At 71.1% G+C, this 24,834-nt stretch carries 3 protein-coding genes; all 3 read left to right on the top strand.

Annotated features, from left to right (window positions below; genetic code table 11):
• The 3 genes from LCD35_RS04305 to LCD35_RS04295 all read left to right on the top strand — a co-directional run bounded on the left by LCD35_RS04305 (nt 1) and on the right by LCD35_RS04295 (nt 24,733).
• The gene (locus LCD35_RS04305) at nt 1-17,301 is read left to right on the top strand and encodes a non-ribosomal peptide synthase/polyketide synthase (RefSeq protein WP_225043731.1); all 17,301 of its coding nucleotides are present in this window, start codon (nt 1-3) and stop codon (nt 17,299-17,301) included.
• Nucleotides 17,298-24,431, top strand: a complete 7,134-nt coding sequence (locus LCD35_RS04300; protein ID WP_225043730.1) for a non-ribosomal peptide synthetase — start codon at nt 17,298-17,300, stop codon at nt 24,429-24,431. The genes LCD35_RS04305 and LCD35_RS04300 overlap by 4 nt, the downstream gene beginning before the upstream one ends.
• A gap of 80 nt (nt 24,432-24,511) precedes the next feature.
• Nucleotides 24,512-24,733, top strand: a complete 222-nt coding sequence (locus LCD35_RS04295; protein WP_224955856.1) for an MbtH family protein — start codon at nt 24,512-24,514, stop codon at nt 24,731-24,733.
• Nucleotides 24,734-24,834: the final 101 nt, after the last annotated feature.

Below are 24,834 nucleotides of genomic sequence, written 5' to 3'. Positions count from 1 at the left end.
GTGATCCGCTCGAAACTGATCGAAGACATTCTCGCACTTTCGCCGCTCCAGGAAGGCCTGCTGTTCCACCACGTCTACGACCCGAACGGCACGGACGTCTACATCGGACAGTCCGTGCTGGAGTTCGAACGAGACCAGGTCGACATCGAATGCCTGCACGCCGCCGCGCAGGCGCTCCTGGACCGGCACACCGCCCTGCGGAGCTGCTTCCGGCAACGCAAGTCGGGCCAGTGGGCGCAGCTCGTCCTCCGCTCGGTACCGGCGGCGTGGCACCTGGTCGATCTGACGGGCGGAGCGTCGTCGGCCGACGAGCGCGAAGCAGCAGCGGACCGGGTCGCCGCCGAGGACCACGCGCGAGGCTTCGACCTCGGAAGCCCGCCGCTGCTGCGCTTCACCGCGGTCGTCCTCGGCCCCGGCAGGTTCCGGCTGATCCTGACCTACCACCACGTCCTGCTCGACGGGTGGTCGCTGCCGATCCTCGTGCACGAACTGCTCACGATCGAGTCCGGTGCGACCGACACCCTGCCGCCGGCGCGGCCGTACCGGGACTACCTCGAATGGATCGCCGCCCAGGACCCGGCGGCGGACGAACAGGCATGGCGTCGTGCGCTCGGCGGTGTCGACGAATCCACGGCGGTCGTACCCGCCGCCACCGACCCGGTCGTGCCGGAGCAGGTCCACGCGGAGCTGTCCGAGGACGAGACCGAACGGCTCGTCCAGCGGACGCGGGAGCTCGGCCTGACCTTGAACACCGTCGTCCTCACCGCGTGGGCGCTGGTCGTCGGTCACCAATCCGGCAGGGACACCGTCGTCGTCGGCAACACGGTCTCCGGTCGCCCGCCCGAGCTGGACGGGGTGGAGCGCATGATCGGCATGTTCGTCAACACCGTGCCCCGATGCGTTCGTACGCGGCCCGATCAGACCCTCGTGGAACTGTTGCGACAGGTCCAGGCCGAGCACGGTGTGCTGTTGCCGCACCAGCACGTCGGCTTGTCGGAGATCCAGCGCTGGATCGGCGTGGGCGAACTGTTCGACACGGTGTGCACCTTCCAGAACTACCCCCTCAGCGGGGAGGGTGATTCGTCCACCGCCCGCGAGTTCGGGCTCACCGGAGCACGCAGCAGCGACGCCACGCACTACCCGCTCGCCCTCGTCGTCGGCCCGGGGCACACCCTGCGCCTGAAGCTGGACCACCGTCCCGACCTGGTCGACCGGGAGCAGGCCGAAGCGATCCTGCGCCGCACGGTGCGGGTGCTGGCCGCGATCACCGACGATCCTCGGCAACTCGTCGGCGCCGTCGACCTGCTCGACGCGGGGGAGCGGCACCGGGTCCTCACCGAGCACAACGACACCGATCGCCCCGTCGGCCGGGTCTCGGTGCCGGAGTTGATCGAGGCACAAGCGAGGAGCACCCCGGACGCGCCCGCGATCGTCAGCGACGACACCGAACTGTCCTACGCCGAACTCAACGCGCGGGCCAACCGGTTGTCCCACTCGCTGACCGACCGGGGAGCGGGTCCGGGAACGATCGTGGCGGTCCTGCTCCCGCGCAGCCCGGAACTGCTCGTCTGCCTTCTCGCGGTGCTCAAGTCCGGAGCCGCGTACCTTCCGATCGATCCGGAGCATCCCGCCGAGCGCGTCGAACACCTGGTCGCCGACGCGGACCCGGTGCTGGTGCTGGCGGGCACCGGCCTGGCGCCGAAGAGCATCGGTGACCGGGTGGTGTCGTGGGACGACGTCGGTGGACACCTCAGCGATCACCCCGCCGGGGATCGTGGTGCGCAGCTGCGGCCCGCTGACGCGGCTTACGTCATCTACACCTCGGGTTCGACCGGCCACCCCAAGGGCGTCGTGGTCGAGCACCGCGCGCTCGGCCACTACCTGAGCTACGTCCGGGACCGGTACCCCGGCGTCTCCGGGCGCACGTTGCTGCACTCGTCGGTGGCTTTCGACCTCACCGTGACGTCGCTGTTCGCACCGCTGACCTGCGGTGGTCAGGTGGAGATCGCCGAGCTGACCGGAAGCGCCGAGCACGTGGCGGGACTCGGCAGGCCGACGTTCCTCAAAGCCACACCCGCGCACCTCCCGCTGCTGAACACGCTGCCCGACAACGTCAATCCGACGGGCCAACTCGTCGTCGGTGGTGAGGCGCTCACCGGTGCGAACGCGGCAGCGTGGCGGCGGAGGAACCCCGGCACCACGCTGATCAACGAATACGGCCCCACCGAGGCCACGGTCGGCACGATCGTGCACCGGCTCGAACCGGGTGCGGAGGACCCGCGCGGGCCCGTTCCCATCGGACGTCCAGTGTGGAACACCCGGGCGTACGTGCTCGACGGCGCCCTGCGCCCGGTGGCTCCCGGTGCCCCGGGTGAGCTGTACCTGGCAGGCGAGCAGCTCGCGCGCGGTTATCTGCATCGTGCCGGCTTGACGTCCGAACGGTTCGTGGCCGACCCGTTCGGCGGCGCGGGGAACCGCATGTACCGAACCGGCGACCTCGTCCGCTGGCGAAGTGACGGCGAGCTGGACTACCTCGGCCGGGTCGACGACCAGGTCAAGGTGCGCGGGCACCGGATCGAACTCGGCGAAGTGGAAGCCGCGCTGACGAGGAACTCCGCCGTGGAGCAGGCGACGGTGGTCGTCCGGGAGGACACCCCGGGTGATCAGCGGCTCGTCGCCTACGTCGTGGTGGACGAGGGTGTCCGGCCGGACGCCCTGCGCGAACACGTGCGCTCGGCGTTGCCGCAGTACATGGTCCCGTCGGAGTGGGTGGTCCTGGACGAGATTCCGCTGACGCCGAACGGGAAGGTCGACCGCGCCGCGCTTCCCGCACCCGAGCACGCACACGGGCAGGCACGGGAGCCCAGCAGCCCGACCGAGGAGATCCTCTGCGGCATGTTCGCCGAGGTCGTCGGTGCCGATCAGGTGGGCGTGGACGACGACTTCTTCCGGCTGGGCGGACATTCGCTCCTGGCGACCGCCCTGGTGAGCAAAGCCCGCGCCGCGTTGGGCGTCGAGCTGACCGTCCGCCAGGTCTTCGACCACCCGACGGTGGCGGCGCTCGCCAAGGCGCTGGATCGAACGCGTCGCGCGCGACCGGTGATGACGCCCGTCCCCCGGCCTGAACGGGTGCCGCTGTCGTTCGGCCAGCAGCGGCTGTGGTTCCTCAACCGCTTCGAACCCGACGCGACGTACAACATGCCGCTGGCTCTGCGGCTGTCCGGGTCGCTCGACCGGGCGGCGCTGCGCTCGGCGCTGTCCGACCTGGCCGCCAGGCACGAGGTCTTGCGCACCGTTTTCGCCGAGGACGACGCCGGAGCGCACCAGGTGGTCCGCGACGACGTCGACGTGGAGCTCCCGGTGGTGACGGCGGATCCGGCTGACGTGGACGAGCACCTCGCCGCCGCGTCGGCAACGCCCTTCGACCTCGCACACGAGCCCCCGCTGCGGTGCACGCTGTTCGAACTCGGACCGGACGACCACGTGCTGCTCCTCCTCACGCACCACGTCGCGGCCGACGGTCGGTCCATCACGGTGCTCGCCCGCGACCTCGGCCGGGCGTACGCGGCGCGTCGTGCGGGTGCGGTGCCCGACTGGTCGCCGATCCCCGTGCAGTACGCGGACTACGCGCTCTGGCAACGGGAATTCCTCGGCGACGAAGACGATCCGGTCAGTCCGCTAGCCGAGCAGCTCGAGTTCTGGCGGACCACACTGGACGGGTCGCCGGCAGAGCTGGCGCTGCCCACGGATCGTCGTCGGCCCGCCGTGGCGAGCTTCCGCGGCGATCACGTGCGGTTCGGTCTGGACGCCGCGTTGCACCAGCGACTCGAAGATCTCGCCCGCGCCAGCGGGACGAGCCTGTTCATGGTCGTGCAGGCCGGGCTGGGTTGCCTGCTCGCACGGCTCGGAGCCGGCGACGACCTGCCGCTGGGGGTGGCGGTCGCCGGTCGACCCGACGACGCCGTGGCGGACACCGTCGGGTTCTTCGTGAACACGCTGGTGCTGCGCGCGGATCTGTCCGGCGACCCCGAGTTCGCGGAAGTGCTCCACCGGGTGCGCCACACGAACCTGTCGGCGTTCGCGAACGAGGACGTTCCGTTCGAACGAGTGGTGGACTCGGTACGGCCCGAGCGGTCGCTGTCCCGGCACCCGCTGTTCCAGGTGCTGCTGGCGCTGGCGCCGGACGGTGACGCGATCGCGCCCGACCTGCCCGAGCTGGACTGCACTCCGCACCCGGCTTCGACCTCGACGTCCCGGGTGGACCTGGCGTTCACCCTGCGACGCCGCGGCGGCCCGCGTCCGTCCGGTGTGGACGGTACGATCGAGTTCAGCACCGACCTGTTCGACCAGGAGACGGTCCAGCGGCTGGCCCGCCAGCTCGTCCGAGTGCTCGCCCTCGCCGTCGAGGACCCGCGCCGTCGGGTCAGCACCCTCGACCTGCTGGACGACCAGGAACGCCGCGCGCTGCTCGATGAGCCGAACGACACGGCTCGACCGGTGGACGACGAGTCGATCATCGGGCTCTTCGAGGACAGGGCACGCCGATGCCCTACGGCGCCCGCGGTGCAGCAGGAAGACGTGGTGCTCTCCTACGCCGAACTCGACGCACGCGCGAATCAGCTCGCACACCACCTGCTCAGGTACGGCGCGGGTCCAGAGGAGTTGATCGCGCTCGCCTTGCCGCGTGACGTGGGTCTGCTCGTGGCGATGCTCGCGGTGGTGAAAACCGGAGCCGCTTACGTCCCGCTCGACCCGGAGCATCCCGCCGGACGGATGCGCACGGTGCTGGCCGGCACCGAACCCCGGTGCGTTCTCACCACGCGGGAGACGGCGCGGAACCTCCCCTCGGGGCGACCCGTCCTGCTGCTCGACGAGGAGGACACGAGAGCGCTGCTGAGAGCAGAACCGGAAACCGATCCGGGCACGCGAGCACGCGGCCATCATCCGGCCTACGTGATCCACACGTCCGGCTCGACCGGACGCCCGAAGGGCGTGGTGGTCGGACGGCGCGCGCTGGCGAACTTCCTGGCCGACATGACGCGCACGGTCGAGTTGTCGGCATCGGACCGGCTGCTCGCGGTCACCACGGTCGCCTTCGACATCGCGGCACTGGAACTGCTCGTGCCACTGCTGTCGGGCGGCCGCGTCGTGCTGGCTTCCCGCGAGGACGTCCGCGACCCGGAGCGGCTCCGCGCCTTGGTCGAGTCGGCGGGCATCACCGTCATGCAGGCGACGCCGAGCCTGTGGCGCGAGGTGGTCGGCGGCGGTGCCGCCGACGCTCTGCGCTCGGTGCGCGTCCTGGTCGGTGGCGAACCACTGCCCGGAGACCTCGCGCGGGCGCTGAGCGCACACGCACCGTCGGTGACGAACCTCTACGGCCCGACGGAGACGACGGTCTGGTCGACGTCGGCCGTGCTGACCGGTGACGACCCGGAGCCGGGTATCGGCCTGCCCATCGCGAACACCCGGGTGTACGTCCTCGACGCGCACCTGCGGCCGGTCCCGCCCGGGGTGCCGGGAGAGCTGTACGTGGCCGGCGCGGGCCTGGCCCGGGGATATCTGGCCCGCCCGGACCTGACCTCCGAGCGGTTCGTGGCATGCCCGTTCGGGGGACCGGGCGAGCGGATGTACCGCACCGGGGATCTCGCCCGCTGGCGGCCTCGCGGCGGGCTGGAGCACCTCGGCCGCACCGACGACCAGGTCAAGCTGCGGGGCTTCCGGATCGAGCCCGAGGAGATCGCCGCGGAGCTGTCGAGACATCCCGCCGTCGCCCAGGCGGCGGTGGTGGTCCGGGAGGACCGGCCGGGTGATCGAAAGCTCGTCGGTTACGTCGTGGCCACAGCCTCCACGGCCGAGATCCGCGCGCACGCGGCGCAACACCTTCCGGCGTACATGGTTCCGGTCAGCCTCATCCCGCTCGACGCGCTTCCGCTGACGCCGAACGGGAAGCTCGACCGGGCGGCTCTGCCCGCACCGGAACCGGAGCACGCTCCCGAGACCCGGCGACCGAGGAACCCCGGGGAGGAGATGCTCTGCGCCCTGTTCGCAGAGGTGCTGGGTGTCGCATCGGTCGGCATCGACGACGACTTCTTCGCGCTCGGCGGTCATTCACTGCTCGTGACCCGCCTGACGAGCCGGATCCGCACCGCGTTCGGATCGGAGGTCGCGGTGCGTCGGGTGTTCGAGCACCCGACGGTCGAAGGACTGTCGCGCGCCCTGAACCCGGACGACGAGGCTCGGCCCGCGCTGACGGCGGAGGCCGTACGACCCGACCGGGTTCCACTGTCGTTCGCCCAGGAACGGCTGTGGTTCCTGCACCGCCTCCGGGGACCCTCCGCGACCTACAACCTGCCGCTCGTGCTGGACCTGTCGGGGAACCTGGACCGCGACGCGCTGGCCGCCGCACTGTCCGATGTGGTCGTCAGGCACGAGTCGCTGCGCACCGTCGTCGCCCAGGACGAGGAAGGGGCGCACCAGATCGTCCTGCCACCGTCCACGCCGGTGGACTTCCGCGTCGTGGAGGCACGCGGCACGGCGTGGGAATCCGCGGTCGAGGCGGACGCGCTGCACCGTTTCGACCTGGAGAACGAGCCACCCCTGCGGGTCCGGCTGTTCGAACGAGCCCGGGACGAGCACGTCCTGCTGGTGCTGGTCCACCACATCGCCGCTGATGGGTGGTCGGTGTCGGTGTTGGCCCGCGACCTCAGCGCGGCGTACGCGGCGCGCTGCGCGGGGACGCCGCCGCGGCTGTCGCCGCTTCCGGCCCAGTACTCGGATTACGTGCTGTGGCAGCGCGCGCTGCTGGGAGACGAGGGCGAGCAGGCCGGCCTCGCGGGAGCGCAGCTCGACTACTGGCGATCACGACTCGACGGCGTACCGGAGGAACTGCCGCTGCCGTTCGACCGGGCGCGACGCGCGGAGCCCTCGCACCGGGGTGACCAGGTGGAGTTCGAGATCCCCTCCGGCCTGCACCGCGAACTCGAAGGGTGGGGCCGTGAGCACGGAGCGAGCGTGTTCATGGTCGCGCAGGCGGCTCTCGCGGCGACGCTGCACCGGCTCGGTGCGGGCACCGACATCCCGATCGGGACACCGGTCGCCGGGCGGTCGGAGGAGGCGGTCGAGGACCTGGTCGGACTGTTCGTGAACTCGTTGGTGCTGCGGCACGACCTGTCCGGCCGACCGAGCTGCGCGGAACTGCTCGCGCGGGTGCGGGAGGTCTCGCTCGCGGCCTACGCCCACCAGGACGTGCCCTACGAGCGCTTGGTCGAGGTGCTCAACCCGCGTCGTTCGCTGGCCCGGCACCCGCTGTTCCAGGTGATGCTCACGTTCGAGCGCGACGATCCGCAGTACGCGGTGGACCTTCCTGGTCTCACCGCGTCGTCCCGCGCGGCCACCACGGGCTCGGCGAAGTTCGACCTCTCGATGGGACTCCGGGAGCGTCGGACGGCCGAAGGCGACCCGGCGGGAGTGCACGGCGTCCTGTTGTTCAGCACCGACCTGTTCGACCGCGCGACCGCAGAGATGATCACCCGGTGCTACGTGCGCGTCCTGTCGGAGGCAGTGCGAGATCCGCGACGCGCGGTCGCCGATCTCCGCCTGCTGGACCCCGCGGAGCGGCACCGCGTTCTCGTGGACTGGAACGACACCGCTGAGGACGTGCCCGCCCGCACCGTTCCCGACCTGTTCGAGCAGCAGGCCGCGCGGACCCCGCAGGCTCCCGCCGTGCGATCGGACGAGGAGACGCTGTCCTACGCCGACCTGAACGCGCGGGCCAACCGGCTCGCCCGGATGCTCAGCGAGCGGGGCGTGGGGCGCGGTTGCCTGGTCGGCCTCGCGCTGCCGCGATCGGTCGACCTGGTCGTCGCGCTGCTCGGCGTGCTGAAGGCCGGCGCGGGCTACGTGCCGGTGGATTTGGAGCAGCCGAGCGAGCGGATCGCGTACGTCCTCGGGGACGTCTCGCCGCAGCTCCTCGTCACCTCGGCGGCCTGCGCAGACGCGCTGCCCCGCGTGACCGGTGGCTCGGCGGTGCGGCTCGTGGTGGACGCACCCGAGGTCGTCAAGGCCCTCGCGCGGCGCAACGGCGAGAACCTCGGAGCTGGCCGACGGACCACCGTGCTCGGCGGGGACGTCGCGTACGTGATCTACACGTCGGGCTCGACGGGGCGTCCGAAGGGCGTCGTTGTGGAACACCGGGCGCTGGGCGCCTACGTCCAGCGTGCTCGCGACGCCTATCCCGAGGCCGCCGGCAGCACCCTGCTGCATTCACCGGTGTCCTTCGACCTCACCGTCAGCGCGCTGTACACCCCGCTGGTCGCCGGTGGGTGCGTGCGCCTGGGGTCGTTGAACGCGGACGAGGCCGACGACCGTGCGCGTCCCACGCTGATGAAGGTGACGCCGAGCCACCTGGAGGTGCTGGAGTCGCTCCCGGACAGCATGTCCCCGAGCGAACTGCTGCTGATCGGCGGCGAAGCGCTTCGCGGACCCGCGCTCGCGGCCTGGCGCTCGCGGCATCCCGAGGTCGCCGTCCGCAACGTCTACGGGCCGACCGAACTCACGGTGAACTGCCTGGAATACCGGCTCGACCCGGCGACCCCGACACCCGAGGGCGACGTGCCGATCGGACGGCCGTTCCGCAACGTGCGCGCCTACGTGCTGGACGATCGGATCGCCCCGGTGCCGGACGGAGTGGTCGGCGAACTGTACGTGGCGGGTGTCCAGCTCGCGCGGGGTTATCACGGTCGACCCGGATCGACCGCCGAGCGGTTCGTCGCGTGCCCGTTCGGCGAGCCGGGCGAGCGGATGTACCGCACGGGAGACCTCGTGCGACGCACCAGCGACGGCGACCTGGTCTACGTCGGACGCGCCGACGACCAGGTCGCAGTGCGGGGACACCGCGTCGAGCTCGGCGAGGTGCTGGCGGCGGTGCGAACCCATCCGGCGGTCGAACGCGTGGCCGCCCTCGTTCGCGAGGACCGCGCGGGTGACCCGCGGCTGGTCGCCTACGTCGTCGCGAGGGCGAGCCTGGACGTGGCGGAGTTGCGCTCGCACGTGGCGTCGACGCTGCCGGAGTACATGGTGCCTTCGGCGTTCGTTCGCGTGGACGAGATCCCGTTGACCACCAACGGAAAACTCGATCGCGCGGTGCTTCCTGCTCCGGAGTACGCGTCCTCGTCCCGGCCGGCCCGCGGCACTCGCGGAGCACGGGAGGACGTGCTCTGCTCGCTGTTCGCCGACGTGCTCGGCGTCCCGCACGTCGGTGTCGAGGACAGCTTCTTCGCGCTGGGTGGGCATTCGCTGCTCGCGACGCGGCTGGTCAACCGCATTCGCGGCGCGCTGGGCGTGGAGGTCGCGATCCGGCAGGTCTTCGAGCAGCCGACCGTGGCCGGGCTGGCCCGAACCCTCGACGGCGCTGGTGTCGCACGCGCGCCCGTCACCAGAGCCACCCCCCGGCCGCGGCGGGTTCCGCTGTCGATGGTGCAGCGCCGGCTCTGGCTGCTGGACCGGATGGAAGGACCCAACCCGAGCTACCACCTTCCGCTCGCGCTGGAGCTGTCGGGAAGCCTGGACGAGTCCGCCCTGCGTGCGGCGCTGGCCGACGTCGTGCGTCGCCACGAGACGCTGCGGACGGTGATCGCCGAGGATTCCCGGGGACCGCACCAGGTCCTGCTCGAAGCCGATGAGGTCCACATCGGTCCTCCGCGGATCGTGGTGGACGAGGACGAGCTGGACGCCACGCTGACCGGCCTCGTCGCCCACCCGTTCGACCTCGCCGCCGAGCCGCCGATCAGGACGTGGCTCGTCCGGGTGGGCGTCGAACGGCACGTGCTCCTCGTCCTCCTGCATCACATCGCCGCCGACGGCTGGTCGTTGCCGGTCCTCGCCGAGGATCTCCGCTCGGCCTACGAGGCACGCTGTTCGGGCACCGAGCCGGCGTGGCCGTCGTTGCCGGTGCAGTACGCCGACGTGGCTCTGTGGGAGGAGCGGACGCTCGGCACCACCGACCAGGACGGCCCGCTCGCCGACCAGGTCGACTACTGGACCACAGCGCTCGCCGGTCTGCCGGAGGAGTGCACCGTCACGCCCGACCGCTCCCGCCCGGCTAGCCCCGCCCACCGGGGCGACGTCGTCGCGTTCGACGTCCCGGCCGACCTGCACGCGCGCATGGACGCCTTCGCACGGCAGGTCGGGGCGAGCGTGTTCATGGTGATCCAGGCAGGGTTGTCGGCGCTGCTGTCGCGGTGGGGCGCGGGGGAGGACGTCGCGCTCGGAGTGCCGATCGAAGGCCGCCGGGATGAGGCTGTGGACCGGCTCGTCGGGTTCTTCGTCAACACGCTCGTCCTCCGCGCCGACCTGAGCCGGGACCCGACGTTCACCGAACTCGTCCGCCAGGTCCGGGACACCGACCTCGCCGCCTACGCTCATCAGGCCGTCCCGTTCGACCGGTTGGTGGAGGTGCTGCGCCCACAGCGTTCCCGGTCGAGGAACCCGCTGTTCCAGGTCTCGCTGACCTTCGACAGCGATCGCGCGGCCGTGGACGAGGACGTGCACGAGTGGGGCGGCGTGCGGGTCAGCGCCCGTCCGGTCGGCACGGCCACGGCGAAGGTGGACCTGGCGTTCTCGTTGCGGGAACGCCGTGCCGCCAGCGGTGTGGTGGAGCGCCTGCGCGGCTCGCTGGAGTACGACGTCGAGCTGTTCGACCGCCGGACGGCCGAGGACGTCGTCGACCGGCTCGTGCGGCTGCTCGACGCGGCGACGCGGCAACCGGACAGTCCGCTCTCCGGCACCGAATTGGTCGCCCCAGCGGAACTGGCGCGGCTCGTGCGAGGCGACAACCGCGGCGGCCCGCACCCGGAGACCCGCTGGACGGACGGTTTCCACGAGGTCGTCCGGACCACACCGGACGCCATCGCGGTGGAGTGCGCGCAGAGCGGAACCAGCCTGTCGTACGCGGAACTCGACCGGCGGGCCAACGCCCTCGCGCACCGGCTGGCGGCTTACGGCGCTGGACCGGAGCAGGTGGTCGCGGTCGTGCTGCCCCGCTCGTACGAGTGGATCGAGGCGGTCCTGGCCGTGTTCAAGCTCGGTGCGGTGTACCTCCCGCTGGCAGCCGACGCGCCTGCCGAGCGCACCCGGGCGATCGTCGCCGAGGCGCGGCCCCGCGTGTTCGTGACGGACGCGGCGACGCGGGCCGACCTGGAATCCAGCGTCGACGCTGCGGTCCTGGTGCCCGGCACCGACGAGGAGGCGGCGGCCCCGCCGGTCGAGTCCGAGGTGGCGCCGGCGAACCTCGCTTACATCATCTACACCTCCGGCTCCACCGGGCAGCCGAAGGGCGTGGCCGTCAGCCATGCTGGTCTGGCCGCACTCGCGACGACCCACCGGGACGGGCTCGCCCTGGAGCCGCGGAGCCGGGTGCTCCAGGTCGTGTCGCCGCAGTTCGACGTGTCGGTGGCCGATATCGTGATGACCCTGTCGGTGGGTGCCGCACTCGTGCTGGCACCACCGCCCGGTCGGCTCGTCGGGTCGGAGCTGGCCGCCGAACTCGTGAAACGGCGCGCCTCCCACGTGATGCTGTCCGCCTCGCTCCTCGACACGGTCGCGGAGCAGGAGGTTCCGGCCGTGCGGTGCGTGGTGATCGGAGGCGAGGCCGTCACGGCGGAACTCGCGTCCCGGTGGGCGACCGGTGGCCGCCGCGTGATCGATGCCTACGGGCCGACCGAGGTCACCGTCGCCGCGACGATGAGCGCACCGCTCGCGGTGGGCGAGCATCCGACGATCGGGCGGCCGGTGCTCGGCACCAGCGTTTTCGTCCTGGATCGCCGGCTTCGACCCGTTCCGGCCGGTATGCCGGGGGAGCTGTACGTCGCCGGTTCCGGGCTGGCCCGGGGCTATCTGGCCCGTGCGGCGGGCACCGCCGAGCGTTTCATCGCCTGCCCGTTCGGTGCCCCCGGCGCGCGGATGTACCGAACCGGGGATCTGGTCCGGTGGAACCGGGACGGAGCGCTGGACTTCCTGGGTCGTGCCGACGACCAGGTCAAACTGCGCGGGTTCCGCGTCGAGCCGGGAGAGGTCGAGGCGGCGCTCACCGCGCACCCCGCCGTGGAGCGCAGTGCCGTCGTCGTGCGGGAGGACCAGCCCGGAAGCGCCCGGCTCGTGGCGTACCTCGTGCCTGCCGGCGAGGCGCCGGGGGTGGACTCGGTCCGCGAACACCTCGCGGCGCTCCTCCCGGAGTACCAAGTGCCGTCGGCGTTCGTCCTGATGGACGAGCTTCCCCTGACACCCAACGGGAAGCTCGACCGCCGCGCACTGCCTGCACCGGAGGACGGCGGTACCGGCGGCGGGTCTCCGCGCGGACCGCAGGAGGAGATCCTCTGCGAGTTGTTCGCCGACGTGCTCGGCGTCGGTGCGGTCGGCATCGACGACGACTTCTTCGCGCGCGGCGGCCATTCGCTGCTCGCCACCACGCTGGCGGGCCGGATTCGTGCCGCCTTCGGTGCGGAGATCGCGATCCGGCAGGTGTTCGACACGCCGACGGTCGCGGGGCTCGCCCTGGCGCTGCGCGACGCCGACCGGGCGCGCACCCCGCTGCGCAGGGCTTCCCGACCCGGGCTGCTGCCGCTGTCGTTCGGGCAGCGCAGGCTCTGGTTCGCCAACCGGTTCCAGGACGGCAACGCGGCGTACAACATGCCGCTGGCGCTCCGGCTGACCGGCAGGCTCGATCGCGACGCGCTCGCGGCGGCGTTCGCGGACGTGCTGGCCCGGCACGAGGTCCTGCGGACGGTGTTCGTGGAGGACGCGGAGGGTCCCCACCAGGTGGTCGTCGACATCGTTCGTCCACCCTGGGAGGTCGTGACGACGAGCGAGGCCGGACTCGCCGGAGACGTCACGGAGGCGGCGCGTCAGGGCTTCGACCTCGCCGGCGAGCTACCGGTGCGCGGCGTGCTGTTCGAGATCGACGGCCGGGACGACGAGCACGTGCTTCTCCTGTCCCTGCACCACATCGCCGCCGACGGCTGGTCGGTTCCGGTCCTGGTTCGCGATCTCACCACCGCGTACCGCGCCCGGCGGGCCGCCGAGGGTCCGCAGTGGCCTGAGCTGCCCGTGCAGTACGCGGATTACGCGCTGTGGCAGCGCGAGGCGCTCGGTGCCGAGGACGACCCGCACAGTCCACTGGCCGTTCAACTGGACTACTGGACGTCCTCGTTGGCCGACCTGCCCACCGAGATCAGCCTGCCGGTGGACCGTCCCCGCCCCTCCTCGTCGTCCTACCGGGGTGGTCGGACCACCTTCGAGGTCCCACCGGACCTGCACGCCCGGATCGTGCAGGTCGCCAGGGAGCACGCGGTGAGCGTGTTCATGGTGTTGCAGGCGACGTTGGCAGCGCTGCTGCACCGACTGGGCGCGGGCGACGACATCCCGCTGGGCACGACGGTCGCGGGCCGGACCGACGCGGCGACCGAGAACCTGGTCGGCTTCTTCGTCAACACGCTGGTGCTGCGGACCGACGTGTCCGGAGCGCCCACCTTCGCGGAACTGCTGGCGCGGGTCCGCCGCACCGACCTGGACGCCTACGCCCACCAGGACGTGCCGTTCGAGCGACTGGTGGACCTGCTGGCACCGGATCGGTCACTGGCCAAGCATCCGCTGTTCCAGGTGATGCTCTCGCTCAACGACGCCGCTGCTGTTCCCGGCGGAGGCGCCGGCGGAGTCGGAGGTGTCGCGGAGCTGGACGTCACCTCGTACCCGCTGGACACCGGAGTCGCGAACTTCGACCTGCTGTTCGGTTTCGGTGAGCGGCCCCGTGACCGGGACGGACGCGCGGGTGGGCTCGACTGCACGGTGCAGTTCAGCGCCGACCTGTTCGACGCCGCCACGGCGCGACGACTCGGCGAGTGGTTCCGCCGGTTGCTGGCCTCGTTGGTCGAGGATCCGTCCCGCCGGGTGCGGCAGGCCGAGGTGCTCGCGGCTTCCGAGCGCGCGGCACTGGTGGCGACGGGCGGCGGCGACGCCGACACCGAACCGGGAACGTGGGCCACGCTGTTCGAGCGCCAGTGCGACCGGACGCCGCACCACCCCGCCGTGGTGGCCGAGGGCCGGGAGATCCGCTTCGCGGAGCTCAACGCCCGCGCCAACCGGTGGGCTCGGTACCTGATCTCGCTCGGCGTCGGTCCTGAGCGGGTGGTGGCGGTCGCCTTGCCACGTGGCGAGGAACTCGTCGTCGCCCTGCTCGCAGTGCAGAAGGCGGGAGCGGCCTACCTGCCGGTCGATCCGAACTACCCGGCGGATCGCATCGAGTTCATGCTCGATGACGCGCGTCCGTCGCTGGTGATCACGGCGCGACACCTGGAGGAATCGCTTCCTCACCAGGGCGTCGCTCGGTTGCTGGTCGACGACGAGACGGTTCGCGCTGCGATTCGTGCGTGTCCTGACCACGACGTGGACGACGGCGACAGGATCTCGCCGCTCCAGCTGTCCGCAGTGGCCTACGTCGTGTACACGTCCGGTTCGACTGGTCGGCCCAAAGGCGTCCAGGTGGATCACCACGGCCTCGCGGGCCTGGCGGCCGGACACGTCGACAAACTCGGCCTCGACAGCACGAGCCGCGTGCTCCAGTTGGTGTCGCCGAACTTCGACGCGGCTCTCGGCGACTTCGTCATGACCCTCCTGAGCGGGACGACGATGGTGCTCGGACCGCGGGACAGCGTCGTCGGGGGTGACGAACTCGCCGAGTTCGTCCGAGCGCACGGTGTCACGCACCTGGCGGCACCACCGGCGCTGCTCGCCACCCTCGACCCCCTGGACGTGCCGAGCCTGCGCGGAGTGCTGGTCGGCGGCGAGGCGTTCTCGGCTGAACTCGCGGCGCGCTGGCATCGTGCGGGACGCCGGCTGGTCAACGTCTACGGTGCCACCGAGTCGACCGTGCTCACCACGATGAGCGAACCGCTCACCGGTGCCGAGCAGCCCGACGCCGGCCGGGCCATCCCGGACGACCGGCTGTACGTGCTGGACGCGGCGCTCAACCCGGTGCCGCGCGGTGTCCTCGGCGAGGCGTACCTCGCTGGCAGCGGTGTCGGCCGGGGGTACCTGGGCCGCCGCGTCCTCACGGCCGAGCGGTTCGTGGCCGACCCCTTCGGAGCCCCGGGCGAGCGGATGTACCGCACCGGCGACCTGGTGCGCTGGAACGCACGTGGTGACGTGGAGTTCGTCGGCCGGGTCGACCACCAGGTGAAGATCCGCGGCTTCCGCGTCGAACTCGGCGAGATCGACGCGGTACTGCAACGACATCCCGCCGTGGCGCAGGGCGTGACGCTGCTCAGGCAGGACCGTCCGGGGGACAAACGCCTCGTGAGCTACGTGGTGCCGACGGCCGCCGGGACCGGCGTGGACGGGGAAGCGCTGCGTGCGCACGTGGCCGCCGCACTGCCGGAGTACATGGTCCCGGCCGCGATCGTCCGCCTCGACGCACTGCCGTTCACCCCCAACGGCAAGATCGACCATCGCGCGCTGCCGGAGCCGGTCGCCGAGGCCGTGGTGACCGGGCGAGCGCCGAGGGACGAGCGCGAAAAGGTGCTGTGCGAGCTGTTCGCGGACGTTCTCGGGCTGGAGTCCGTGGGCATCGACGACGGATTCTTCGCGTTGGGCGGGGACAGCATCATGTCCATCCAGCTCGCCGGCCGTGCGCGCCGCGTCGGACTGGTGTTCACCGCCAAGGACGTCTTCGAGCACAAGTCGGTCGCGGGGCTGGCGCGGGTGGCGCGGTTCGAGGAGAGCGCGCCCGATCTCGCCGACACCAACGGGGTGGGCGAGGTCCCACTGACCCCGGTGCTGCACTGGTTCGCCGAGATGGGCGGGCCGGTGGACCGGCTCAACCAGTGGAAGGTGCTGCGGGCTCCCGAGAACACCGAGCACGACACGCTCGTCTCGGCGGTGCAGGCGGTGCTCGACCACCACGACGCATTGCGGATGCGCGTCGACTTCGACCCGGCCGACACCGGGCGCGGGGCCGGCTCGCGCTGGGCTCTGCACGTCGTGGAGCCGGGAACCGTGCGGGCGGACGACCGGGTCCGCACCATCGACGTGTCCCGGTCGCAGGGCCGAGACCGGCTGCGGCTCATGGCCGACCACGCCGCCTCGGCGCGGGAACGGCTCGACCTGGCGACCGGGAGCCTCCTGCAAGTGGTGCACTTCCCGGCAGGAGGAGGCGAACCCGCGACGATCCTCGTCGTCGCGCACCACCTCGCCGTGGATCCGGTGTCGTGGGCGGCACTCGTGCCGGATCTGGCCGAGGCGTACCAGTGCCTGCACGACGCCCGGCCGGTCGAGCTCCAGCCCGTGCGCACCTCGTTCCGGCAGTGGGCGTTGCGGCTGCGTGACTGGGCCCGTTCGCCGGGCCGGGAGCCGGAACTCGCCTACTGGGCGGGCCTGCATGCCGAGAGCAGCCCGTTGTTCGAAGTGGACGCCGATTCAGTGGGCCGGACGAACGCCGACTGCGCTCGGGTGTCCAGGCAAGTGCCGCGGGAGGTCACCGAGGCGGTGTTGACCACGGCTCCGGAGGCGTTCCACGCGGGCGTGAACGACGTCCTGCTCGCGGCCCTGACGATGGCGCTGGCCCAATGGCGGCGAGGCCGCGCCGCCGGTGTCCTGGTCGACTTGGAGAACCACGGCCGGGAGGAGGAGATCCTCGGCGGTGTCGACGTGTCCCGCACGATGGGCTGGTTCGCCAACATGCATCCCGTCCTGCTCGACACCGGTGCGGTCGACCGCGTCGAGGCGATGGCGGGCGGCCCTGCCGCGGGGCAGGTGCTGCGGCAGGTCAAGGAACGGCTGCGCGCCGTCCCGGACCACGGCCTGGGATACGGCGCGCTGCGCTACCTGGACGAGCGAGGCGCGACCGTCCTCGCCGGCTGCCCACAGGCGCAAGTCGGTTTCAACTACCTGGGCCGTTCCTCCGAGTCCGAGGCATCCGGGCCGAGCGCGGCCTGGTCCCTGTTGGGAGATCTTTCCGGTATCGGCGGCCAGGACCAGGACATGGTGCTGCCCCACCTGCTGGAGGTCGCCACCGTCACCAGGGACGGGGCCGACGGGCCGAAGCTGGAGACGAACTGGGTGTGGCCTCGTGCCCTGCTCGACGAGGGCGAGGTCGTGGAACTCGCGGACCTGTTCGGCCAGGCGTTGCGGGCGCTCGTGGAACACGCGCACGCCCCGGACGGGGGCGGGCACACCCCGTCCGACGTCGCACTGGCGGAGTTGAGCCAGAGCGAGATCGACATGCTGGAAGCCGAGTGGAGGAACGCGGAATGAGCCGGTCCGGCCTTCAGGACATCCTGCCGTTGTCCCCGTTGCAGGAGGGGATCTTCTTCCACCACGTCTACGACGAGGCGGGGCCGGACCTCTACGCGGTGCAACTGGTGTTGGACCTGGAGGGACCCCTCGACCGCGTCGCGCTGCGCGCCGCCGCGGACGGCCTGTTGCGGCGTCACGACAACCTGCGAGCCGCGTTCCGCTACCAGGGCGTGAACCGTCCGGTGCAGCTCATCCCGAAGAGCGTGGAACTGCCGTGGCGCGAGGTCGACCTCGGTGACCTGCCGGACGGGGAGCGCGCCGAGGCCGCCGATCGCACCGTCGCCGAGGAGCGGGCGCGGCGGCTGGACCTCACCGCACCGCCCGTGCTGCGGTTCACGCTCATCCGCGAGGGGGAGCGGCGGCATCGATTCATCCTGACGTTCCACCACATCCTGCTCGACGGCTGGTCGATGCCGTTGCTGTGGAAGGAACTCCTCGCGCTGTACGCGAGCAACGGCGACGTGGACGGATTGCCGCGCGTACGGCCGTACAAGGACTACCTCGGCTGGCTCGCCGCCCAAGACCGGGACGAGGCGCGCAGAGCCTGGCGGGAGCACCTCGCCGGCATCGACGGCGCCACGCTCGTCGCGCCCGACGCGGACCCCGCGTCCACGGTCCCGTGCAAGCTGGGAGTCTCGCTGCCGGCGCAGGTCACGGCGGCGCTCACCACGTGGACCAGGGACGAAGGACTCACCCTGAACACCGTCCTGCAAGGCGCGTGGTCGTGCGTCGTGTCGCGGCTGACCGGCCGAGGGGACGTCACGGCGGGGATCACGGTGTCCGGGAGACCCTCTGACCTCGTCGGGGTCGAGGACATGCTCGGCCTGTTCATCAACACCGTGCCCCTGCGGGCGCGAGTCAGGCCGGGGCAGACCGCCACCGAGTTCCTGCACGGTCTCCAGAACGAGCAGACCAGGCTGATGCCGTACCACCACCTCGGCCTCGCCGAGATCCAGCGCCTGGTCGCGGCAGGCGGGCGTGGGTTGTTCGACACGCTGGTGGTGTTCGAGAACTACCCGTCGGGTAGCGCGCCGGCCGCTGACGGCCCCGGCGACCGCCTACGTGTGTCCGCAGTGGACGGAGTGGACGCCAGCCATTACCCGATGACCCTCGTCGGTGCGCCCGGTGAGCGGATCCGGTTGCGCCTGGACTACCGGCCCGACGTGTTCGACCGCGCCACGGCTCAGGACGTGCTGGATCGGGTGGCACGCCTGATCACCGACATCGCGACCGACCCGGACCGCCCGGTGGGCACCCTCGGCGCGCCGGAGGCGGTGGCAGCCGGAACGCACGGCGTTCCCGGGCCGGTCGAGCTCCGCTCCCTCCCCGATCTCGTCCGCGACCATGCCGGCAGGACACCGGACGCGGTCGCCGTCTCCGGCGCCAGCGGCGACACCACCTACCGCGAGCTGGTGGCCCGTGCGCACCGGCTCGGCCACCGGCTGCTGGCCGAGGGCGTCGAGCCCGAGGAGCGGGTGCTCATCCTGATGGAGCGCGCACCGCACACCGTGACGGCGGTTCTCGGCGTGCTCGGGTCCGGCGGTGCCTACGTCCCGCTGCACCGTTCGTTCCCCACGGGGCGGCGTCGGCGGATGGCGCGGGAAGTCGGGGCCCGGATCGTCCTCACCGACCGGCGCTACCAGGAGGAAGCGGCGGAGCTGGGGCTGCGAACGCTCGTCGTCGACTCCGACGAGACCGTCGCCGGGATGCCCGAACACGCGCCGGAGGTCGCGATCGCCCCGGACCAGCTCGCCTACGTCATGTTCACCTCGGGCTCGACGGGAGTGCCCAAGGGCGTCGGGATCACGCACCGTGGCGTCGCCGAGTTGGCGCACGACCAGCGCTGGCGGACTGGAGCGCACGACCGCGTCCTGATGACCGCGGCCCTGGCGTTCGACGCGTCCACCTACGAGCTGTGGGTGCCGCTGCTCAACGGCAAGCGGATCGTCGTCGTGCCCGACGGCGAGGTGGATCTCGCGGGCCTGCACGAGCTGGTCGTCCGGCACGAGGTGACCGGCGCGCTGCTGACCACCGCACTGTTCACCCTGATCGCCGACGAGCAGCCCGCGCTGCTGTCGACCTTGCGGGAGGTGACGACCGGAGGTGACGCCGCGTCCGCACGGTCGTTCCGGCGGGTGCTGGAGCGCTCACCCGGCCTGACCGTCACCAACCTGTACGGCCCGACCGAGATCACCGTGAACGCTACCCACCAGCCGGTGCGGACCGCCGAGGAGGTCGGCGAGGTGGTGCCGATCGGTGCGCCGATGGACGGCACCTCGCTGTACGTCCTCGACCGGGACCTGCATCCGGTCGCCCCCGGTATGGCGGGGGAGCTGTACCTCGCCGGTGCGGGGCTGGCACGCGGCTACCTAGGCCAGGCCGGACCGACCGGGCAGCGCTTCGTGGCGAACCCGTTCGGACCGGCCGGGTCGCGGATGTACCGAACCGGGGACCTGGTGCGCCGCAACCGGGACGGAGCGCTCGAGTTCGTGGGGCGGTCGGACGAGCAGTTCAAGCTGCGTGGTTTCCGCGTCGAACCCGGGGAAATCGAAACCGTGCTCGCCGGGCAGCCCGGGGTGCGGGACTGCGTGGTCGTCCTCCGCACCGACGGGGAGAAGCGCCTCGTCGCCTACGTCGCGGGTTCCGACGACCTCGACACGGCGGCGTTGCGCGCCGCGATCACCGAAGTCCTGCCTCGCTACCTGGTGCCGAACGTGGTCCACGCCGTGCCGGAGATTCCCCGAACGCCCGGCGGGAAGGTCGACAAGGCGGCCTTGCCGGACGTCGACGCCGCGGTGGCCGAGGTCCAACGCGGACCGAGGGGACCGCGTGAGGAGATCCTCTGCGAGCTGTTCGCGGAGATCCTCGGCCTGCGCTCGGTGGGGATCGACGACCACCTGTTCGACCTGGGCGGAAACTCGTTGCTGGCCACCCGGCTGGTGAGCCGCATCCGGTCCACCTTGCACCGGGAAGTGCCGGTGCGGTCGGTGTTCGACCATCCGACGGTCGCGAGCCTGTCCGCCGCCCTCGCTCGGGCCGGTTCCCGGCGCGGTGGCGTGACTCCCGCGACGCCGAGGCCGTCCCGGATTCCGTTGTCGTTCGCCCAGCAGCGGCTGTGGTTCTTGCATCGGGTGGAAGGTCCCCAGCCGACGTACAACATCCCGGCAGCCTTGCGGTTGTCCGGCCGGCTGGACCGGGACGCGCTCCGCGAAGCGCTGTGCGACGTGGTCGCACGCCACGAGCCGCTGCGGACGGTCTTCGGCGAGGACGACGAAGGCCCGTACCAGGTCGTGCGCGAGGACGCGACCGTCGCGCTCGACGTCGTGAACACGACCGAGGCCGAGCTGGAGGACCGGCTCACCGACGCCGTGCGGCACCGGTTCGACCTCGCCGCGGAGCCCCCGCTGCGAGCGTTGCTGTTCGCTGTGGATTCCGGTGACCACGTCCTGCTCCTGCTGTTGCACCACATCTGCGGTGACGGGTGGTCCATGCCGTTGCTGCGGCGGGACCTCAGCGTCGCTTACGACGCGCGGCGGGAACACGTGAGCCCGCAGTGGACTCCGCTACCGGTCCAGTACGCGGACTACGCGCTGTGGCAGCGGGACATCCTCGGTTCCGAGCACGATCCGGACAGCGAGCTGAGCAGCCAGCTCGCGTACTGGGCGGAGGCGTTGGACGGTCTTCCGCAGGAACTGGAGTTGCCCACGGACCGATCCCGGCCGGCGTTGTCCTCGCAGGAAGCCGGGATGGTCCTGTTCGACGTTCCCGCCGACCTGCACGCGGCATTGCTCAAGTTGGCCCGGGACACCCGTTCGACGTTGTTCATGGTGTTGCAGGCAGGACTGGCGGCCGTCCTCAGCAGGCTGGGCGCGGGCCGGGACATCCCGATCGGAACACCCATCGCGGGCCGTACCGACGACGCCGTGGACGACGTGGTCGGCTTCTTCGTGAATTCGCTGGTGCTGCGCACCGACCTCACGGGCGATCCCACTTTCCGCGAGTTGCTGGACCGCGTCCGGGAGACCGACCTGGCGGCCTACGAGCACCAGGAACTGCCGTTCGAGCGGCTCGTGGAGCTGCTCAACCCGGATCGCTCACTGGCTCGCCACCCGCTGTACCAAGTGCAGCTCACGCTGAACAACAACGAACAGGTGGTCGTGGAAGGCGCGCCGGAGCGGTCGGCCGAGCTGACGGTCCGCACGCAGCCGATCATCAAGCCCACGGCCAAGTTCGACCTGTTCTGGTTCTTCGCCGAAAGTCGCGGTGAGGATGGTTCCCCGGCGGGGATGCAGGCGTCGGTCGAGTACAGCGCCGACCTCTTCGATCGGTCCACCGCACAGGCGCTGAGCGAGCGCCTGGTGCGGCTGCTGCGCACCGTGGTGGCGAACCCGGCGGTGCGGGTCGACCGGGTGGACGTGCTGTCGCCGGAGGATCGCGAGCTGGTCGTCGGTACCTTCAACGACACCGGGAGCGCGTTGCCGTGGCGGAACCTGCCCGCCGTGTTCGAAGAGCAGGTCAGGGCGACACCGCGACGCCGAGCGGTCGTCCACGGCTCGGATGCCGTCACCTACGCGGAACTCAGCGCGCGGGCGAATCGCCTCGCGCGAGTCCTCGTGGAACGCGGAGTGGGTGCCGAGTCGTACGTGGCGGTACTGCTCCCCAGGTCGATCGACTTCGTCGTCACGGTCTGGGCGGTGGTGAAATCCGGTGCCGCGTACGTCCCGATCGACGTCTCGCACCCGGACGAGCGCATTCGGTTCGTCCTGAACGACGCCGAACCCGCAGTGCTGCTGACGAACAGCGACCAGGGGGAGCGCTTCGCGGGCGTCGTCGGGGAGACGTTGTGCTTGGACGACCCCGCGCTGCGGGAACACGTCGCCGCGCAGACGTCGGCGGACCTGGCGGACGCCGAGCGGCACGCACCGCTGCTGGCCGACCACCCGCTGTACGTGATCTACACGTCCGGCTCGACCGGTCGCCCCAAAGCCGTCGTGCAGCGGGCGGGCACGGTCAGGAACCTCGTGTCGTGGCAGGACACCGTGCTGCCACGGGACCCCGGCGAGCCCAAGGTGACGGCGCAGTTCGCTCCCATCGGTTTCGACGTGTCGGTGCAGGAGATCTTCTCCGCGACGCTCTTCGGCAAGACGCTCGTGGAGTGCCCGGAGGACGTGCGTCGCGACTCCGAACGGCTGGTCGGCTGGCTGGACGAACACCGCATCGAGGAACTGTTCGTACCGAACCTGGTGGTGCAGGCCGTCGCCGAGGCCGCTCTCGACCAGGACCGCGACCTTCCCGCGCTGTGCGACATCGTGCAGTCCGGGGAAGCGCTCGTGCCCAGCGACGCGATTCGTGATTTCCACGCTCGCGTACCCGGCCGGCGGATGCACAACCAGTACGGGCCGACCGAGACGCACGTGATGACGGGATGCGTGCTGGACGGGAACGCCGAGGTCTGGCCGAGCGCACCGCCGATCGGCGGTGCGATCCGCGACGCCCGGTTGTACGTGCTCGATGACCAGCTCGTACCGGTCGCCGTGGGTGCGGTGGGAGAGCTGTACATCGCGGGGTCGGGAGTCGGGCGCGGGTACCTGAACCGCCCGGACATGACGGCGGAACGGTTCGTCGCCGACGTGTTCGGAGCGGCTGGTTCCCGCATGTACCGCACCGGTGATCTGGTGCGGTGGACGCGGGAGGGGCAACTCCGGTTCGTGGGCCGGGCGGACTTCCAGGTGAAGGTCCGAGGTTTCCGCATCGAACTCGGCGAAGTCGAGTCCGCGGTGACCAGCCACCCGGCGGTGCGGACGGCCGTCGTCCTCGCGCGGGAGTACCCGCCCCGAGATCTCCGCCTGGTCTGCTACGTGGTGCTCCACGACGGGCGCAGCGTGGACCCGGAGGCCCTCGGCAAGCACGTCGGGACGGTGCTGCCGGAATACATGGTGCCGTCAGCGTTCGTGCCGCTCGACGCGTTCCCCCTGACCGCCAACGGGAAGCTCGACCGATCCGCACTCCCGGAACCGTGCCTCGGCACTGACGAGGTCGCGCCTCGCACACCGGAGGAGGAAGTCCTGTGCGGTCTGTTCGAGGAGCTGCTGGGCTTGCCGTCGATCGGCGTCCACGACGACTTCTTCAGGTCGGGAGGACACTCGTTCCTCGCCACGCAGTTGGTGAATCGGGTTCGTGCCGCGTTCGGTGTGGAGCTGTCGGTGCGCTCGGTGTTCGAGTCGCCCACCGTTGCCATGCTCGCCGAGGAACTGGGATCGGACACCACCCGGGACCCGTTCGAATGCCTGCTCCCGCTGCGGCCGAGGGGGAACAGGCCACCGCTGTTCTGCGTGCACCCTGGTTCCGGGACGAGCTGGTCGTACGCGGGGCTGATGGCGCACCTGTCCGCAGACCAGCCGCTCTACGGCATCCAGGCCCGGGGGCTGCGAAACGCCGACGCGACCCCGGGTTCCATCGGGGAGATGGCCGCCGACTACGTGCGGGAGGTCCGGCGAGTCCAACCGCGGGGTCCGTACCGGCTGCTCGGGTGGTCCTTCGGCGGCCTCGTCGTGCACGCGATGGCGACGCTGCTGCAGGAGCAGGGCGAGCGGGTCAGCCACGTGGTGACGGTGGACTCGTTCCCGGACGAGGGGCGGACCATCGTCGATCGTACGGACGCGGAGATCGTGGGCTCGCTCCTGGCTGATGCCGGCTTCGACTTCGACGGTGCCGAGTTCGAGGGCGACCAGGACGCGGTGCTCACCCGGTACGCGGACTACCTCGACGAGCAGAACAGCAGGCTGGCGGCACTGGGCACCGACGGGTTGAAGGCGTGCATGAGGGTCTTCGTGGACAACTGCAGGCTCATGGAGAGCTTCGAGCCCGCGCGTTTCGACGGTGATCTGGTGAGCTTCACCGCACTCCGGCGCACCCACGATCGGACCGCAGTGGACGGGGATCGAGGTGATCCGCTCACCTCCGCCGCCTGGCGGCCGTACGTGACGGGAACGGTGCTGGATCACGGCGTGGATGCCACCCACGACGGGATGCTCACCGATCCGGACGCGATCGCCCGCATCGGCGGCGTCCTGGACGACCTGCTGTGAGCCCAGGATTCCGGCCTCGACCACGACACCGCGAAGCACGACCAACGCACGACCAACGCATGACCGGAGAGGAGAACATCATGAGCACCAACCCGTTCGAGGACCCCGACGGCACGTATCTGGTTCTGGTGAACGACGAGGGCCAGCACTCGCTGTGGCCGGCGTTCGCCGAGGCCCCGGCCGGATGGACCGTCGCGCTCGAGGAGACCGATCGCCAATCAGCCGTGGACTACGTCAACGAGAACTGGACTGACATGCGACCGAAGAGCCTGATTCGAGAAATGGAAGGCGTCCGTCTCTGACCTGTCGGGGGGGGGGGGGGGGGGGGGGCCGCGGGCCCCCCCCCCCCCCCCCCCAGAAATAATAAAAAGAAAAGCCCGCGGCGCCGGCGCAGTTTGTTTTG

Origin of the sequence: Saccharopolyspora sp. 6V, assembly GCF_020176785.1 — a bacterium.
Classification (GTDB): Bacteria; Actinomycetota; Actinomycetes; order Mycobacteriales; family Pseudonocardiaceae; genus Saccharopolyspora_C; species Saccharopolyspora_C gregorii.
Note: the sequence above shows the minus strand (reverse complement) of the source record. Positions and strands in the feature narration are given on the sequence as shown.

Bases quoted from the DNA above. Each gene is read 5' to 3' on its own strand.
- LCD35_RS04300 (WP_225043730.1), top strand. From the start codon at position 17,298: ATGAGCCGGTCCGGCCTTCAGGACATCCTGCCGTTGTCCCCGTTGCAG.
- LCD35_RS04295 (WP_224955856.1), top strand. From the start codon at position 24,512: ATGAGCACCAACCCGTTCGAGGACCCCGACGGCACGTATCTGGTTCTG.